The following is a 14,874-nucleotide window of genomic DNA, read 5'->3' as shown; positions in this document are numbered from 1 at the left end:
CATCGCCCGCGAGGTCTACTCGGTCCTCTGCCCCGCTACGCCTACCCCAACCGATCTTGAAACCGCAGCTTGACATCCATAGGAGCATCCCCCGCCTGAGCCCGTGCCCCGCGATCCGAGGGCCGGCGGTTCGGCGTGGCTTCGATTGTTAGCGCTAACACGACGCGCAGCCCCTCACTCACTGGAGAGGAGTCCGGGATGCGGCATCCCGCACGACTTCGCACCCACCTGTCCGCCCTCGCCATCGCCGGCTTGGCCCTGACCGGAACGACCGTCGCGCTGTCCGCGCAAGCCGCCGAGGCGGCGGGCTGCTCGGTCGAGTACTCGGTGACCTCGCAGTGGTCCGGCGGGTTCGGCGCGAACGTCTCCGTCACCAACCTCGGAGACCCCGTCTCCGGGTGGACGCTGACCTGGTCCTACCCGGCCGGCCAGACCGTCACGCAGGCGTGGAACGCCACCGTGTCGCAGAGCGGCGCCCAGGTCAGCGCCAGGAACGTGAGCTACAACGGCGGCATCGCCACCGGCGCGAGCGTCGCGTTCGGGTTCAACGGCTCGTGGACCGGCAGCAACCCCGCGCCGACCGCGTTCTCCTTGAACGGCACCGCCTGCACCGGGAACGTCGGCCCCACGACGACCACGCCCACGAGCACGACCACCGGCACCACGACCACCGGTCCCACCACGACGACCACGGCTCCCACCGGCAGCCTGCCGTCGAGCTTCCGCTGGTCCTCCAGCGGGATCCTGATCAGCCCGAAGCCGGACGCGACGCACGCCAACGTGGCGGTCAAGGACCCGAGCGTGGTCTACCACGACGGCAAGTGGCACGTGTTCGCCTCGACCTACACCACCGGCTACAACCTGATGTACACCAGCTTCACCGACTGGTCGCAGGCGTCCTCGGCGCCGCACACCTACCTGGACCGGACCGCGATCGGCACCGGGTACAAGGCGGCGCCGCACGTGTTCTTCTTCGCGCCGCAGAAGCTGTGGTACCTCGTCTACCAGACCGGCGACAACGCGTCGTACTCCACCACGACCGACATCGCCGACCCGCAGTCTTGGAGCGCGCCCAAGAAGTTCTACGCCAACGGGATGCCGCAGATCATCCGGGACAACATCGGCAACGGCTACTGGGTCGACTTCTGGGTCATCTGCGACACCGCCAAGTGCTACCTGTTCTCCTCCGACGACAACGGCCACCTGTACCGGTCGGAGACCACGGTCGCCAACTACCCCAACGGGTTCACCAACACCGTGATCGCCCTGCAGGACTCGGACCGGAACCGGCTGTTCGAGGCGGCCAACGTCTACAAGGTCGCGGGCAGGAACCAGTACCTGTTGGTGCACGAGGCGATCGGCTCGGACGGCAGGCGCTACTTCCGCTCCTGGACCGCGCCCGCCATCACCGGGCCGTGGACGTCGCTGGCCGACACCGAGGCCAACCCGTTCGCCCGCGCCAACAACGTCACCTTCCCGAACGGCGCCTGGACCCGTGACATCAGCCACGGCGAGATGCTGCGCTCCGGCTCCGACCAGATCATGGAGATCAGCCCGTGCGACCTGCGCTACCTGTACCAGGGCATGGATCCCAACGCCGGCGGTGACTACAACCGGCTGCCCTGGCGGCTCGGCCTGCTGACCCAGACCAACTCCACCTGCTGATCCCGAGCGGGGGGCGCGGGACGTCGACCCGGCGTTCCGCGCCCGGTCGGCGTGACCGCGCCGGCCGTGACGACGAGCGGCGGACGAGGACTGTCAGCCGAGTCCGATCGTGTAGTCCATGAACTCCCAGGAGATCTCCAGCTTGCGCATGCCCAGCGTCCGCCCGTCGGTGCTGGCCGTGGTCCAGCACCAGTCGAACGAGTTCCAGGGCAGGTGGGTGAAGAACTGCTGACTGGACCACCGCGGACTGAGGTCGTCGGCCTCGGCGAACCAGAAGAACTTCTCCCCGCCGACCCAGCCGGTGTAGACCTTGACGGTGCCGCCGGGATCGACCTGGTACCACCCCTTCTTCGCCCAGTCGACGCCGCCCTCGCACCCGGGGGCGTGGTAGGCGTACGCCACCCAGAGCCGCTCGTTGCTCCGGTTCTTGAAGTACAGGCCCATGTCACACCGCCTCCGGCGAATCGGGCCGCGACGGCGGATCCGGCCGCGCGGGGCGCTCCGGGCTGAGGCGGTCCTCCTGGTAGTCCTCGTCGCCGGGTCGGTGCTCGGCCCCGCCCGCCGCGCGACCGGAGACCAAGGGTCTGCGGTGGGTCGTCCGGGCCTCGGGGAGGTCCTCGACGGAGTCCTTCGCCTCCGTCGCCACTTCTTCCGGCGTCCACTCCCGGGAAAGTCGTTCGAATGCCATGGATACCTCCGCAAACGACGCCCGCGCTCGCGCCCCGCACCGCGCGGAATGGCGCACTTGGGCGGTTCAGGACGCTCAGTATCCCGCCGGGACCCGTGCGGGTGAAGCCGCACGATGTCACTCGATGGAGTTAATCCCGGTGCTCGCCAACGGTCGTTCGACCGCGCGGACGGCGGCATAGCGAAAAAGGGATGGCGGAAACGTTATGACGCAAGCGGATCAGCCGAATTCCCCTGGCAACGGTCAAGCCTCGAAGGAAATGCCACCGAGGCGCTAGACACTGTGTTGTCCATCGAGGCCGCCACTCGGGATCTCCCTGCATTGCCTGAGGAGTTGGCGTGAAACGCAGAATCGGCGCATACCTCGCCGTGTGCCTGACAGCCCTGTCCGTCGAGGCGGCCACCGCACGAGCGACGCCGGCGGCACCGCCGAGCCCGCTGACGCTCGCGGTGCGATCGGCCGACCAGGCCGCCGCGTCCGGGCTCGACGCGCTGGCCAAGGGGCCGCACGAGCAGTTCCGGCGGCGGGCGGTCTACCAGGGCGGCGTACCCGGCCGGAAGGACCTGTTCTACGTCTCCTACGACCGCACCTACGACGGGTTGCCGGTCATCGGCGGCGACGCCGTGGTGGCCACCGACGCGGCGGGCCACGTGCTGGAGACCGTCGCCGCTCCCCTGGGCGGCCTCGCGGTCGACACCACACCGACCATCACCCCCGCACGAGCGGCGGAGGTCGCCGGAGCTCAACTGTCCACGGTGGACGATATCGGGAGCACCACGCTGTCGGTGCTCGCCGGAGGGCACGGCACGCTTGTCTACGAGACCGTCGTCTCCGGCCGCAAGGACGGCGTGCCGAGCCGCCTGCACGTCTACGTCGACGCCCGCACCGGCGCTGTCGCGGGCAGTCAGGACGACGCCAGGGCGGGCACCGGCACGAGCCAGTGGAACGGCCCCAACCCGTTGTCCATCGACACGAGCAACAACAGCACGGTGGACGACACGCGACCCGGCGTGCGCTGCGTGGACTACGCGACCAACGCGCCGTTCAGCAAGGCAAGCGACTCCTTCGGCAACGGCAACGCGACCAGCAAGGAGACCGGCTGCGTCGACGTGCTGTGGTCGACCCAGAAGCAGTGGGAGATGATGCGGACCTGGTTGGGCCGCAACGGGATCGACGGCAACGGCCGCGGGGTCACGGTCAAGGTCGGCCTCAACGCGGTCAACGCGTACTGGACCGGGCAGCACATCGAGATCGGCCGCAACAACGCCAACCAGTGGATCGCCTCGATGGACGTGGTCGCGCACGAGCACGGGCACGCCATCGACCAGCACACGCCCGGCGGCGCGGCCCGCGAGGCCGGTCTCGGCGAGGCCACCGGCGACATCTTCGGCGCGCTGACCGAGGCCTACGCCGCGGAGCCCGCGCCGTTCGACACGCCGGACTACCTGGTCGGCGAGTCGGTGAACCTGGTCGGCCGCGGTCCCATCCGGAACATGGCGAACCCGTCGGCCGTCGGCGGTCACCCGAACTGCTGGTCCAGCGCCATCCCCGGCACCGAGGTGCACGCCGCGGCCGGTCCGCTCAACCACTGGTTCCACCTGCTGGCCGAGGGTTCCGCGGCCAGTCCGACGTGCGACGGCTCGACCGTGACCGGCATCGGCATCCAGGCCGCGGGCCGGGTGTTCTACAACGCCATGCTGCTCAAGACCTCCGGCATGACGCACTTCCGCTACCGCGTCGCGACGCTCACCGCGGCGAAGAACCTCGACCCGACCTGCCGGCAGTTCCAGGCCGTCAAGGCGGCCTGGAACGCGATCAACCTGCCCGCCCAGCCCGGCGAGCCGACGTGCGCGACCGTGCCGGACGACGACTTCACGCTCGCGCTCGACCCCGCGTCGGGCACCGTGGAGCCGGGAGAGAAGACGCAGTCGACCATCCGCACGACCACCACGTCCGGCGACCCGCAGACCGTGGCGTTCAGCGCCACCGGCCAGCCTGCCGGCGTGACGGTGCACTTCGCACCGTCCTCGGTGACCTCGGGCGAGTCCTCGACCCTCACCGCGGCCACGACGGCGGACGTCGCGCCCGGCACGTACCCGATCACCGTGCGGGCCGCGGGTTCCACCAGCCACACCGTGACCTACCACCTCACGGTCGGCGGCGAGCCGCCCGCGGACGACTTCGCCATCGCGCTCGATCCCACCGGCGGCAGCGCCGAACCCGGCGGCGCGGTGAGCACCACGGTCGGCACCACGACCACGTCGGGCGAGTCCCAGAAGGTGGGGCTGTCCGCGTCGGGCCTGCCGGCCGGCGCCACGGCGACGTTCGACCCGGCCACGGTCGCGTCCGGCGAGTCGTCCCGGCTGACGATCGCCACGTCGCCGGGCACCCCGGCGGGCACTCACCAGGTGACGGTCACCGGCGCGGGACCGGCGGTGTCGCACTCCGTCACGTTCACGTTGACCGTCGAGGAGGGCACGCCGGGCGGCTGCGCCGGACTGCCGGCGTGGAGCGCGACCCGGGCCTACGTGCCGGACGACGTGGTCTCGCACAACGCGCACAAGTGGACGTCGACCTGGTACTCCACCGGCGCCGAGCCCGGGGCGCCCGGCTCGTGGGCCGTGTGGCGGGACACGGGCGCCTGCTGAACCCACGCTGACGGGGTGGCCCCGGCCGCCCCGTCAGCGGTCCAGCGCCCGGGCGATGTCCCGCCACAGGTCGTCGGCGTCCTCGATGCCCACCGACAGCCGGATCGTGCCGCCGGTGATGCCGCTCGCCTTCAGCCGGTCCTCGTCCAACTGGCGGTGCGAGGTGCTCGCGGGGTGCAGCACCAACGTCTCCGTGCCGCCGAGCGACGGCGCGAGCCGGACCAGCTCGACGCCGGTGACGAACTTCCGGCCCGCCTCCACGTCGGCCACGTCGAACGAGAACGAGCTGCCGAAGCCATCCAGGAACCGGGTCGCGACGGCGTGGCTGGGGTGCGCGTCGAGGCCGGGCCAGTGCACCACGCGCACCGCCGGGTGCTCGGCCAGGCGGCGGGCCAGGACGGCGGCGTTCTCCTCGTGCTTGCGGACGCGCAGCGCCAGGGTCCGCAGGCCGCGGATGGTGAGCCAGGCCGCGAACGGGTCCGGGGTCACGCCCAGCTCGACCGAGTGCCGCCAGGTCGAGCGGTAGCGGGCGTCGTCGGCGAACACCGCCACGCCGCCGGTCACGTCGCTGTGCCCGCCGAGGTACTTGGTGGTCGAGTGGACGACCACGTCCGCGCCGTGCTCGATCGGGCGGCACAGCAGCGGTGAGGCGAACGTGTTGTCCACGACCACGAGGACGTCGTCCGGCACGGCGACGGCGAGCGCGGGCAGGTCGCTGACGTGACCGGTGGGGTTGGCGATGGTCTCCAGGTAGAGCACCTTGGTCTCGGGCCGGACCGCCGCGCGCACCTCGTCCGGGTCGTGGCCGCCGACGTAGGTGACCGCGACGCCCCAGCGCTCCTCCAGGTCGCGCAGCAGGGCGAGCGTGCCGCCGTAGAGCGCGTGCTGGGCGATCAGGTGGTCGCCGGACCGGAGGTTCGCGAGCAGCACCGCGTTGATCGCGCCCATCCCCGACGCGGTGGCCAGCGCCGCCGTGCCGCCTTCGAGCGAGGCCACGGCGCCCTCCAGGGCCCGGACGGTCGGGTTGCCGAACCTCGTGTAGACGAACGCGCCGTCCGGCCTGGTCATCGCGTCGGCGAGGGCGTCGAGGTCGTCGAACGCGAAGCTGGAGGTCTGGTAGAGCGGCACGGACAGGGGCGTGCTGGTCAACGCGGGGACCGAGGTGCGGGCAACGCGGGTGTCGGCATGCATGGGACGAGCATGGTTCAGGAAGTGGTATGTCTTTAGAGCCAATTCGCCTAGATTGGTCTCATCATGAAGCCAATCTCCGTGGACGACCTGGCGGGCCGGCTCGGGCGCTGGTCCGCCGGCCGGGGCTCGCTGTACCTGCTGCTGGCGGCGCGCCTGCGCGAGCTGGTCGACGAGGGCCTGCTGCCGCCGGGGACCGTGCTGCCGCCGGACCGGTCGCTGGCGTCGGGTCTCGCGGTCGGGCGGACGACCGTGATCGCGGCGTACGACCTGCTGCGGGAGGAAGGCCGGTTGACCCGGCGGCGCGGCAGCGGCACGTGGGTGTCGTCGGGTGGTCGTGCGGCGGCCCGCGAGGAGACCGCGAACCCGATGTTCGTGAACCTGCTGGAGCCGCCCGACGGCGTGCTCCAGTTCGCCTGCGCCGGGCCGATGGCGCCGCCCGACCGGCTGGTGCGGGCCCAGCGGCGGGCGGTGGAGCGGTTGGCCGGCGAGGACCTGGGCTACCACCCGTCCGGGCTCCCGGCGCTGCGCGCGGCGCTGGCCGACCGGTACCGCGACCTCGGCGTGCCGACGACCGCGGGTCAGATCCTGGTGACGACGGGGGCGCAGCAGGCGTTGGCGCTGCTGACGCGCGCTCTCGTGCGGCCGGGTGACGAGGTGCTGGTGGAGGCGCCGACCTACCCCGGCGCGCTGGACCTGTTCCGGGAGGTCGGCGCGGTCGTCCGCGCGGACGACGACCTCGCGGGCGCGCTCGCGCGTTTCACACCGGCGTTGGTGTACGCGATGCCCGCGTTCCGCAATCCCACCGGCTCGTCCCTGAGCCCGTTGGCACGCGCGCGCCTCACGAGGGCGGCCGGCGACGTGCCGCTGGTGTTCGACGAGGTGCTGGCCGACCTGGACCTGAGCGGCGCGCCGGCGTCGCCGCCCACTCCCGGCGCGATCACGGTGGGGTCGCTGAGCAAGGTGGTGTGGGGCGGGTTGCGGGTCGGCTGGGTGCGGGCCGACGCGGCGCTCGTCGCCCGGCTGGCCCGGTTCAAGGCGGTGCACGACCTGGGCAGCGCGGTGCTGGACCAGTGGGCGGCGGTGGAGCTGCTGGCGGACTTCGCGGCGGTGCGGTCGGAGCGCGTCACGGCGTTGCGGCGGCAGCACGACCACCTGTGCGCGCGGGTGCGCGAGGAGCTGCCGGAGTGGGAGTTCACGCCCGCCGAGGGCGGCCAGACGCTGTGGGTGCGGCTGCCCGACGCGGACGCCGCCTCGTACGCCCAGGTGGCGTTGCGGCACGGGGTCGCCGTGCTGCCCGGGGGTTCGCTGGACCCGACGGGCGGCAGCGCCGACCGGCTGCGGCTGCCGTTCACCGCCGAACCGCCGGTGATCAGCGCCGCCGTCGCCGCGTTGGCCGCCGCGTGGCGCGCCTTCGCCGCCGAGTCGACCCGCCGGCCGCTCGTGCCGTCCATGTCGGTGTAGGAACGGCCGGCGCCACCGTGGCCGCGGCGGCGCCGGCCAAGCCTCGTCGGACCTCGTCGGACGTGCGGCTCGAGCCTACGGCCGGCGCCCCGGCCGGGACCTCTCGCGGATTGCCCGTTCGGTCAGGACCCCGCGTCGAGGCGGTTGCGCCCCCCCCCGACCTCGCCGACGCGTGGTGGACCGGGTGCTCGTCGCCGCGCGACGAGCGCTGTCGGGCGCTCCCCGTCGTCAGGAGATGCCGCCGTCGCAGCCCTCGTCCCGGACACCGCCCTGGATCCAGGGCAGGTTCACCTTCCGGAACGCGATCGAGCGGTGCGAGGACGCGCTCGCCGAGGTGTTCTCGTTGACCTCGATCAACGCGCCGACGTGGTAGTCGGCGGTCTTGACGATGCTGGAGTAGCCGCCCTCGCGGTAGCTGCCGCCCTCGTCGGGCAGCGGCGCGTCGGAGAACGGTCGGCTGTAGGCCCACGTGCGGCCCTCGTCCTCGCTCATCCGGATCCGCATCTTGGTGCGGGTCTCGGTGCTGGCGGAGTTCACGAACGCGAGCCGGGCGGGCGCGTCGGCGTTGTAGCGCATGGTCGAGCCCTCGTTCACCGGGTCGAGCAGGCAGCTCGCCGCGGCGAACGGCCGGAAGCCGTTCTCGATCGTCCCTCGGGTGACCCAGCGCCGTTCCTGGATCTCCGCGGTCGCGGAGGTCGGCCGGTCGTTGCGGTACAGCTCGCCGTTGGCCAGCTCCAGCACGGTGGACTCGCCGGTCTGCTCCATCGACGCGCCCACCGTGGTGCGCAGCGGCGCGGACTTCCACGTCACACCGTGGTCGTCGCTGTAGAAGTTGCGGTGCTGCGCGGGGATCACCAGGCGGCCGGCGTCGCGGTAGGTGGTCTGGATGCCGACGCCGGGGCCGACCGCGTCCCAGTTCCAGCTCCGGCCGTCGGCCAGGGTCCGGGGCTTGAGGGTGGCGGACATGTTCGTCGGTGACGCCCAGGTGTTGCCGTTGTCGGTGCTGGAGGTCAGCCACACCTGCCGGTCGTCCCACGAGTCGACGGGCGAGTGTCCCTCGGGCTGGTGGTTGAGGAACAGCCAGATCCTGTTGTTGCCGCGGTCGACCACGGCGGTCGGGTTGCCCCACGTGCCCTGGCCGGCGCCCACCACCTCGCGCAGGTTCGACCAGGTCGCGCCGTTGTCGTCGGACACCTTGTAGACCAGGTTGATGTTGCCGAAGTCGGCGTTGCCCGCCGCACGCCCCTCGACGAACGCGATGAGCCGGTTGGTGTTCGTGCGGATCAACGACGGGATGCGGAACGAGTGGTACCTGATCCCGTTGAGCACGTCGTCGCCACCGCCGTCGAAGATGACCTTCTCGGAGTGCGACTGCGCGGCCGCGGCCTGGTGGCCCGACACGGGCGCCGCGGTGGCGACCAGCAAGGCGACGACGACACCGCAGATCCGCAACAGCGACACCCTGGCACTCCCCCGGCTCGGACGAAACTTCCGACCCAACATAGCCACGGTTACGAAAAATCGTAACCACGCGAGGTTGGCCACGACGTGAACGGCGCGTGACGACGCCGGCCGCCCGCCACGGGTGGGCGAGCGGCCGGCGTCGGACGCGGGGTGCGGGGCCGCCCGGTGTCGTAGGCGGCCCCGCGGCATCACCGGAACAGGCGCAGTGGCACGGCCTCCGCCATCGCGGCCATGCCGGCGTCGTTCGGGTGGAGGTGGTCGCCGCTGTCGTAGGCGGGCAGCAGGCGGTCGGGTTGCCCGGGGTCGCGCAGGGCCCGGTCGAAGTCGATCACGCCGTCGTACTCGCCGCCGGTGCGGATCCAGTGGTTGACGGTCTGCCGCGCGGCCTCGTTCTCCGGGCTGAAGAAGCCGAACGTGTCGTCGCGGAACGGCGTGATGGTGCCGCCGTGGATGCGCAGGCCCTGCGCGTGGGCACGGGCGATGAGCTGTCGGTGCGCGCCGATGATGTCCTGCGCGGTCACCTTCTCCGACAGCGGCGCGCTCGTGCCGGGGTGGCCGAGGTCGTTGACGCCGAGCAGCACGACGACGTGCCCGACACCGGGCTGGGCCAGCACGTCCCGGTCGAAGCGGCGCAGCGCTGCCTGCCCGAAGTACGCCGCGTAGCCCTCCGCCGGGTGCCCGACCGGCGGGTTGGGGTCGTGCAGCAGCCGGTTGCCGCTGATGCCCGCGTTCACCACGCCGAGGTGCCGCAGGCTTCGCTCGGCGGAGAACCGGCGGGCGAGGACGTCGGGCCAACGGCGGTTCGCGCCACGCGTGGTCTCCGCGCCGTCGGTGATCGAGTCGCCGAAGGCCACCACGGTCGAGCCGCGCTTGCCGCCCGTGACGCTGACGCCGGTGAGGAAGTGCCACTTGCCGAGCACGGCGGTCGGCGTGATCTCCGTGCGGCCGGTGACGTTGCCCGCCGCGACGTACCCGTCCTGGTACGGGAACGCGTGCACGGTGTTGCCCGCCGTGCGCCGCGGCAGGTGGATGCTGACCACGAGGTCGGAGTCGGCCGCGACGGGCAGCGCCACCGGGTCGCTGAGCAGCGGCGTGCCGGGCGGCAGGGTCGCGGACGGGCGCCCGCCGAACGTCAGCCGCCGGTCGCTGCCGGGCTCGATCGCCGAACCCCCGCCGGCCCGCCGTGCGACGTGCGCCTCGCCGATCACCAGCGGTTCGGCGCCGAACTCGTTGGACAGCCGCACGCGGACCGTGCCGCCGCCGACGCTCAGGTGCACGACCTGGCGCAGCGTCTGGTCCTCGAACGACGTCGTGTCGGAGGCGGGCACGGTGGTGGGCGAGGTCGCCCACGCCCCGACCCAGGTCGGCCGCGGTGACGCGGCGGCCGCGGTCGGCAGCAGGAGCAGCAGGGCGGTCAACGCCGCCGTCGTGGTGCGCTTCACGGTCGACCCCTTCAGCGGCGCGCGGGCCGGTCGAAGCGCCAGCCGTCGGCGCGCAGTTCGGGGATCAGCCTGGCCACCGCGTCCACGGTCTGGCCGCGCTCGTTCGGGCCGTCGTGCATCAGGACGACGGCGCCGTCGGTGAGGCCGTCCTTCACCCGGCGCACCAGCTCGTCCACGCCCGGCGGCTCCCAGTCGCCGATGGCGAGCTTCCAGCCGAGCGAGGTCATGCCGAGCTTGGCCGCGACCTGCGGGCTCTGCCCCCAGCTGCCGTAGGGCGCGCGGAAGTAGCGGATGGGCGCGCCCGGCGCGGCGCGGTGGATCGCGGCGCTGGTCTGCCTCAGGTCGGCCTCGATCTGCTCGGGCGTCCACTCGCCCATGTTGTCGTGGTGCATGCTGTGGTTGCAGAGGATGTGCCCGCCCGCGACGATCTTGCGCACCAGCTGCGGGTTCGCCTCGACGTAGTCGCCCCAGAGGCAGAACACGGCCTTGACGTGGTGGCGGCGCAGCACTTCCAGCAGGCGCGGCGTGTCGGCCGGGTTGGGGCCGTCGTCGAAGGTGAACGCGACCGTGCGGCCACCGTGCTTGGTGGAGTCGACGATCACCGGTTCGGCCGCGCTCGCCGGCGCCGAGCTCAGGCCGAGCACCAGGCCAGTGGTCAACAGCACCGTTCTCCACCGCATCGCGAAACCCCTTCCGTCGGACGAGCGCTGTCACTATCAGGTCGGGATCAACCCACCTACCAGACGTTTCGCGGAAGTTTCGAGTCTCAACTGGCTTGCGCCGCAACGGGAATCCGGCGGCTCAGCCGGGCTGGTTGGTGGCGATCACCACCGCGGCCCGCGTGTCCCAACCCAGGGACGCGTAGAGCGCCTGCCCCGCCACGCCGGCGAGCAGGATGCCGTGGTGCGCGCCGCGGGCGACCGCCTCCTCGGCCAGGGTGGCCATCACCACGCTGCCCAGGCCCCGGCGGCGGTGGGCCGAGGCGGTCTCGATCCGGTCGAAGACGGCGTCCCGGTCGGTGACGGCCACCTGACCGCTCGCGGCCTGCTCGTCGGACTCGTGCCGGACGTCGGCCACGACGACTTCCGCCTCCGACGTGGCGATCCGGTAGTGCGCCGGGACCGTGCGGCGCGGGTGGTCGGCCAGCGAACGGGTCATCAGCCACTCGCGCGCGGTCTTGAGGTGCAGACCGGCGTGGCGCAGCACCTCTTCGACCTCGTCGGGCCGCGTGGTGGGGACGGTCAGCCAGGTCGCCTCCTCGGCGGCGACGGCCTCGTCGGCCAGGGCGCGCAGGCCGGTGACGTCGTCCGGGCGCAGGGCGATGATCTCCCGGTGGCGGCCGGGGCGGTGCTGGAGCAGGTGCAGGGCGTCGCCGGTGTCCCGTGGCGCGGCCCAGCCGCGGCTCACGCTCCACCCCTTCTCCCAGCGGCGGACCAGGTCGGTGAGGCTCGTGCCCGTGGCGGTCGAACTCGTCGTCATTGTTGCCACGTTATGGCAATAGTCCGGGCGACCGCGCCCGATTTCGGCGGAGGGCGTCGAACGACGGCCGGGTGGCGGATTTACATCGTTGATACAACGTTGAAAAACTGGGTCCGCCGCCCAAGTCGACGACGACCGGGAGCCGACCATGTCCATGCGACGTCGCACGTTCCTCACCGCCGGCGCCGTGACGGCCCTCGGCGCGGCAGTGCGGCCGGCCGAGGCCGCCGCGCAGGCCGGCCCGTGGTACCCGCCTCACCGCGCGCCGCTGCGGCCGGCCGCTTTCCTCCGGCTGCCGCCGGGCGCGGTGCGTCCGCGCGGCTGGTTGGCGACCCAGCTGGACAAGCAGCTCGACGGCCTGAACGGGCGCCTCCAGGAGGTCTCGCACTTCCTGCGCTTCGACGCCACCGGGTGGGTGCGCCCCGAGCTGGGCGGCTGGGAGGAAGTGCCGTACTGGCTGCGGGGCTACGGCGACCTCGGCTACGTCACCGGGGACGCGCGCGTCCTGCGCGACGCGGAGCGGTGGATCGAGGCGGTGCTCGCGACGCAGGCGGCGGACGGGTTCTTCGGCCCGTCGGCGCTGCGCGGCTCGCTCAACGGCCACGCCGACCTGTGGCCGCACATGCCGATGCTGCACGCCCTGCGGTCGTGGGCGGAGTTCCACGAGGACACCAGGGTCGACCGGGCGCTGACCCGGTTCTTCGCCTTCACCGCGCGACAGCCCGACGCCGTGTTCGCCGACGGTTGGGGCGCCACGCGCTGGGGTGACGCGATGGACGTGGTGCTGTGGCTCTACAACCGCACCGGCGACGCCTCGCTGCTCGACCTGACCCGGCGCGTCCACCGGCACTCGGCGGACTGGGTCGGCGGCCTGCCGACCCTGCACAACGTGAACATCGCCCAGGGGTTCCGCGAGCCGGCGCAGTTCTCCGTGCTCTCCGGCGACGACGGCGACCGCGCGGCGGCCTACCGCAACTACGACACCGTGATGCGCCGGTACGGGCAGTTCCCGGGCGGCGGGTTCGCGGGCGACGAGAACGCCCGCCCCGGCTACGGCGACCCCAGGCAGGGCTTCGAGACCTGCGGCGTGGTCGAGTACATGGGCAGCCACGAGCTGCTCACCCGGTTGACCGGCGACGCGGTGTGGGCCGACCGCACCGAGGACCTGGCGTTCAACCTCCTGCCCGCCTCGCTCGACCCGTCCGGGCGGGTGGCGCACTACGTCACGCCCGCCAACGTCGTGCGGCTGGACGACGTGCCCAAGCGCCGCCGCCAGTTCCAGAACGGCTTCGCGATGCTGGCCTACAAACCGGGCGTCGACCAGTACCGCTGCTGCCCCCACAACTACGGCCAGGGCTGGCCGTACTTCGTGGAGGAGATGTGGCTGGCCACCGGCGACGGCGGGGTGGCGGCGGCGTTGTACGGGCCCTCGACGGTCACGGTGAAGGTCGCCGACGGCACCCCGGTCACGATCACGGAGGACACCGCCTACCCGTTCGGCGACACCATCACCTTCCGGGTCGCCACGCCCCGCCCGCTCGCGTTCGGGTTCACCGTGCGGATCCCGGGGTGGTGCTCCTCCCCCGTGCTGACGGTCGACGGCTCGCCGGTGGCCGTCCAGGGCGGTCCCCGCTTCGCCACCGTCCGCCGGACGTGGTCCGACGGCGACGTGCTCGTGCTGCGGCTGCCGATGGCCCCGCGCACGCGGACGTGGCCGGACAACCACGGCGCGGTCTCCGTCGAGTACGGCGCGCTGACGTTCTCGCTGCGCGTCGACGAGCGCTGGACCCGCTACGGCGGCACGGACGCGTGGCCCGAGTACGCGGTCGAGGCGGCCTCGGCCTGGAACGTCGGCCTGGTGCCCGGCCAGCCCGTCTCGGTGGCGACCGGTGGCGGCGACGTCGACGATCCCTTCACCGTCGCGAACGCGCCCGTCAGGCTCACCGCGAAGGCGCAGGAGATCACCGACTGGACCGCGGACGGCGAGCACGTCGTCGGCACGTTGAGCGACAGCCCCGTGGCGACGACCGCGCCGGTCCGCGACGTCACGCTGATCCCCGCCGGCGCGGCGCGTCTCCGGATCACCTCGTTCCCGCAGACCGGCGGGTCACGAGGCTGGGGCACGCCGGGCGTGGTGCTGCGCGTGCAGAACAAGCACAGCGGCAAGGTGCTCGCGGTGGCCGGCGCGTCGACCGCGAACTCGGCCGGGGTCGTGCAGTTCGCCGACACCGGCGCCGCCGACCACCGCTGGCGTCTGGTGGACCAGGGCAACGGCCTGGTGAAGGTGCGCAACGAGCACTCGGGCAAGGTGCTCGGCGTCGACGGCATGTCCACCGCGAACTCCGCGCGGGTGGTGCAGTACGACGACAACGGCACCGCCGACCACCTGTGGCGGGTCGTCCCCGAAGGCACGGTGAAGATCCAGAACCTCAACTCGACCAAGGTCCTCGCCGTGGACGGGATGTCGACCGCGGACTCCGCGCGCGTCGTGCAGTTCGCCGACACCGGCACCGCCGACCACCGCTGGCAGTTCCTGCCCGACGCCGACGGCTGCTTCCGCATCCGCAACGCCCACTCCGGCAAGGTGCTGGGCGTGGACCGGATGTCGACCGCCGACTCGGCGATCGTGGTGCAGTTCGCCGACAACGGCACGGCCGACCACCTGTGGCGGCTCCGGGCGAGCACGGACGGGCTGTGGCGGATCCGGAACGAGCACTCGGGCAAGGTGCTCGGGGTCGACCGCATGTCCTACGACGATTCGGCCCAGGTGGTCCAGTTCGGCGACACGGGCACCCCCGACCACCTGTGGCGGCTGCTGCCGGCGTGATGCAATCTC

11 protein-coding genes are annotated in these 14,874 nt (G+C 72.3%); 4 read left to right on the top strand and 7 right to left on the bottom strand.

What is annotated here, in order from left to right; translation table 11 throughout:
• The first annotated feature begins 198 nt into the window (after positions 1-198).
• On the top strand, positions 199-1,665 hold the full coding sequence (locus ACZ7GX_RS37595) for a glycoside hydrolase family 62 protein (RefSeq protein WP_498784119.1): 1,467 nt from the start codon (positions 199-201) through the stop codon (positions 1,663-1,665).
• A gap of 93 nt (positions 1,666-1,758) precedes the next feature.
• Here the strand turns inward: ACZ7GX_RS37595 and ACZ7GX_RS37590 are convergent, their stop codons facing one another.
• Together ACZ7GX_RS37590 and ACZ7GX_RS37585 are read right to left on the bottom strand one after the other, a co-directional pair.
• Positions 1,759-2,109, bottom strand: a complete 351-nt coding sequence (locus tag ACZ7GX_RS37590) for a DUF1036 domain-containing protein (protein WP_498784117.1) — start codon at positions 2,107-2,109, stop codon at positions 1,759-1,761.
• 1 nt (position 2,110) lies between these two features.
• Complete coding sequence (locus ACZ7GX_RS37585) at positions 2,111-2,353, bottom strand: hypothetical protein (RefSeq protein WP_498784115.1); 243 nt, start codon at positions 2,351-2,353, stop codon at positions 2,111-2,113.
• A 338-nt stretch (positions 2,354-2,691) separates the two neighbouring features.
• Here ACZ7GX_RS37585 and ACZ7GX_RS37580 point away from each other — a divergent pair, with 338 nt between their 5' ends.
• Entirely contained in the window at positions 2,692-5,001 is a 2,310-nt protein-coding gene (locus ACZ7GX_RS37580) for a M4 family metallopeptidase (protein ID WP_498784113.1), read from the top strand.
• 33 nt (positions 5,002-5,034) lie between these two features.
• Here ACZ7GX_RS37580 and ACZ7GX_RS37575 read toward each other — a convergent pair whose 3' ends face one another.
• Positions 5,035-6,192 carry a trans-sulfuration enzyme family protein gene (locus ACZ7GX_RS37575; protein WP_498784111.1) on the bottom strand — a complete coding sequence of 386 codons (1,158 nt, stop codon included), beginning with the start codon at positions 6,190-6,192 and terminating at the stop codon, positions 5,035-5,037.
• A 63-nt stretch (positions 6,193-6,255) separates the two neighbouring features.
• Between ACZ7GX_RS37575 and ACZ7GX_RS37570 the strand changes: the two genes are divergently transcribed.
• Positions 6,256-7,653, top strand: coding sequence for an aminotransferase-like domain-containing protein (locus ACZ7GX_RS37570; protein WP_498784109.1), 1,398 nt, complete (start codon positions 6,256-6,258; stop codon positions 7,651-7,653).
• 228 nt (positions 7,654-7,881) lie between these two features.
• On the opposite strand, the gene ACZ7GX_RS37565 is transcribed toward ACZ7GX_RS37570, so the two are convergent.
• The 4 genes from ACZ7GX_RS37565 to ACZ7GX_RS37550 form a co-directional block, all read right to left on the bottom strand.
• Positions 7,882-9,114, bottom strand: coding sequence for a sialidase family protein (locus tag ACZ7GX_RS37565; protein ID WP_498784108.1), 1,233 nt, complete (start codon positions 9,112-9,114; stop codon positions 7,882-7,884).
• A 191-nt stretch (positions 9,115-9,305) separates the two neighbouring features.
• Positions 9,306-10,559 (bottom strand): SGNH/GDSL hydrolase family protein, encoded by a 1,254-nt coding sequence (locus ACZ7GX_RS37560; protein ID WP_498784107.1) that lies wholly within the window; start codon positions 10,557-10,559, stop codon positions 9,306-9,308.
• 11 nt (positions 10,560-10,570) lie between these two features.
• Positions 10,571-11,239 carry a polysaccharide deacetylase family protein gene (locus tag ACZ7GX_RS37555; protein ID WP_498784105.1) on the bottom strand — a complete coding sequence of 223 codons (669 nt, stop codon included), beginning with the start codon at positions 11,237-11,239 and terminating at the stop codon, positions 10,571-10,573.
• Between the two features lie 121 nt (positions 11,240-11,360).
• On the bottom strand, positions 11,361-12,038 hold the full coding sequence (locus ACZ7GX_RS37550; protein ID WP_498784103.1) for a GNAT family N-acetyltransferase: 678 nt from the start codon (positions 12,036-12,038) through the stop codon (positions 11,361-11,363).
• A gap of 148 nt (positions 12,039-12,186) precedes the next feature.
• Here ACZ7GX_RS37550 and ACZ7GX_RS37545 point away from each other — a divergent pair, with 148 nt between their 5' ends.
• Complete coding sequence (locus tag ACZ7GX_RS37545) at positions 12,187-14,865, top strand: RICIN domain-containing protein (protein ID WP_498784101.1); 2,679 nt, start codon at positions 12,187-12,189, stop codon at positions 14,863-14,865.
• Positions 14,866-14,874 lie beyond the last annotated feature (9 nt).

This window comes from Actinosynnema sp. NPDC037264 (genome assembly GCF_055603705.1).
The sequence above is the reverse complement of the archived record's forward strand: the minus strand, read 5'-3'. Positions and strand labels throughout refer to the sequence as shown.

Bases quoted from the DNA above. Each gene is read 5' to 3' on its own strand.
- ACZ7GX_RS37585 (WP_498784115.1), bottom strand. From the start codon at position 2,353: ATGGCATTCGAACGACTTTCCCGGGAGTGGACGCCGGAAGAAGTGGCG.
- ACZ7GX_RS37595 (WP_498784119.1), top strand. From the start codon at position 199: ATGCGGCATCCCGCACGACTTCGCACCCACCTGTCCGCCCTCGCCATC.
- ACZ7GX_RS37590 (WP_498784117.1), bottom strand. From the start codon at position 2,109: ATGGGCCTGTACTTCAAGAACCGGAGCAACGAGCGGCTCTGGGTGGCG.
- ACZ7GX_RS37550 (WP_498784103.1), bottom strand. From the start codon at position 12,038: ATGACGACGAGTTCGACCGCCACGGGCACGAGCCTCACCGACCTGGTC.
- ACZ7GX_RS37555 (WP_498784105.1), bottom strand. From the start codon at position 11,239: ATGCGGTGGAGAACGGTGCTGTTGACCACTGGCCTGGTGCTCGGCCTG.
- ACZ7GX_RS37575 (WP_498784111.1), bottom strand. From the start codon at position 6,192: ATGCATGCCGACACCCGCGTTGCCCGCACCTCGGTCCCCGCGTTGACC.
- ACZ7GX_RS37570 (WP_498784109.1), top strand. From the start codon at position 6,256: ATGAAGCCAATCTCCGTGGACGACCTGGCGGGCCGGCTCGGGCGCTGG.
- ACZ7GX_RS37545 (WP_498784101.1), top strand. From the start codon at position 12,187: ATGTCCATGCGACGTCGCACGTTCCTCACCGCCGGCGCCGTGACGGCC.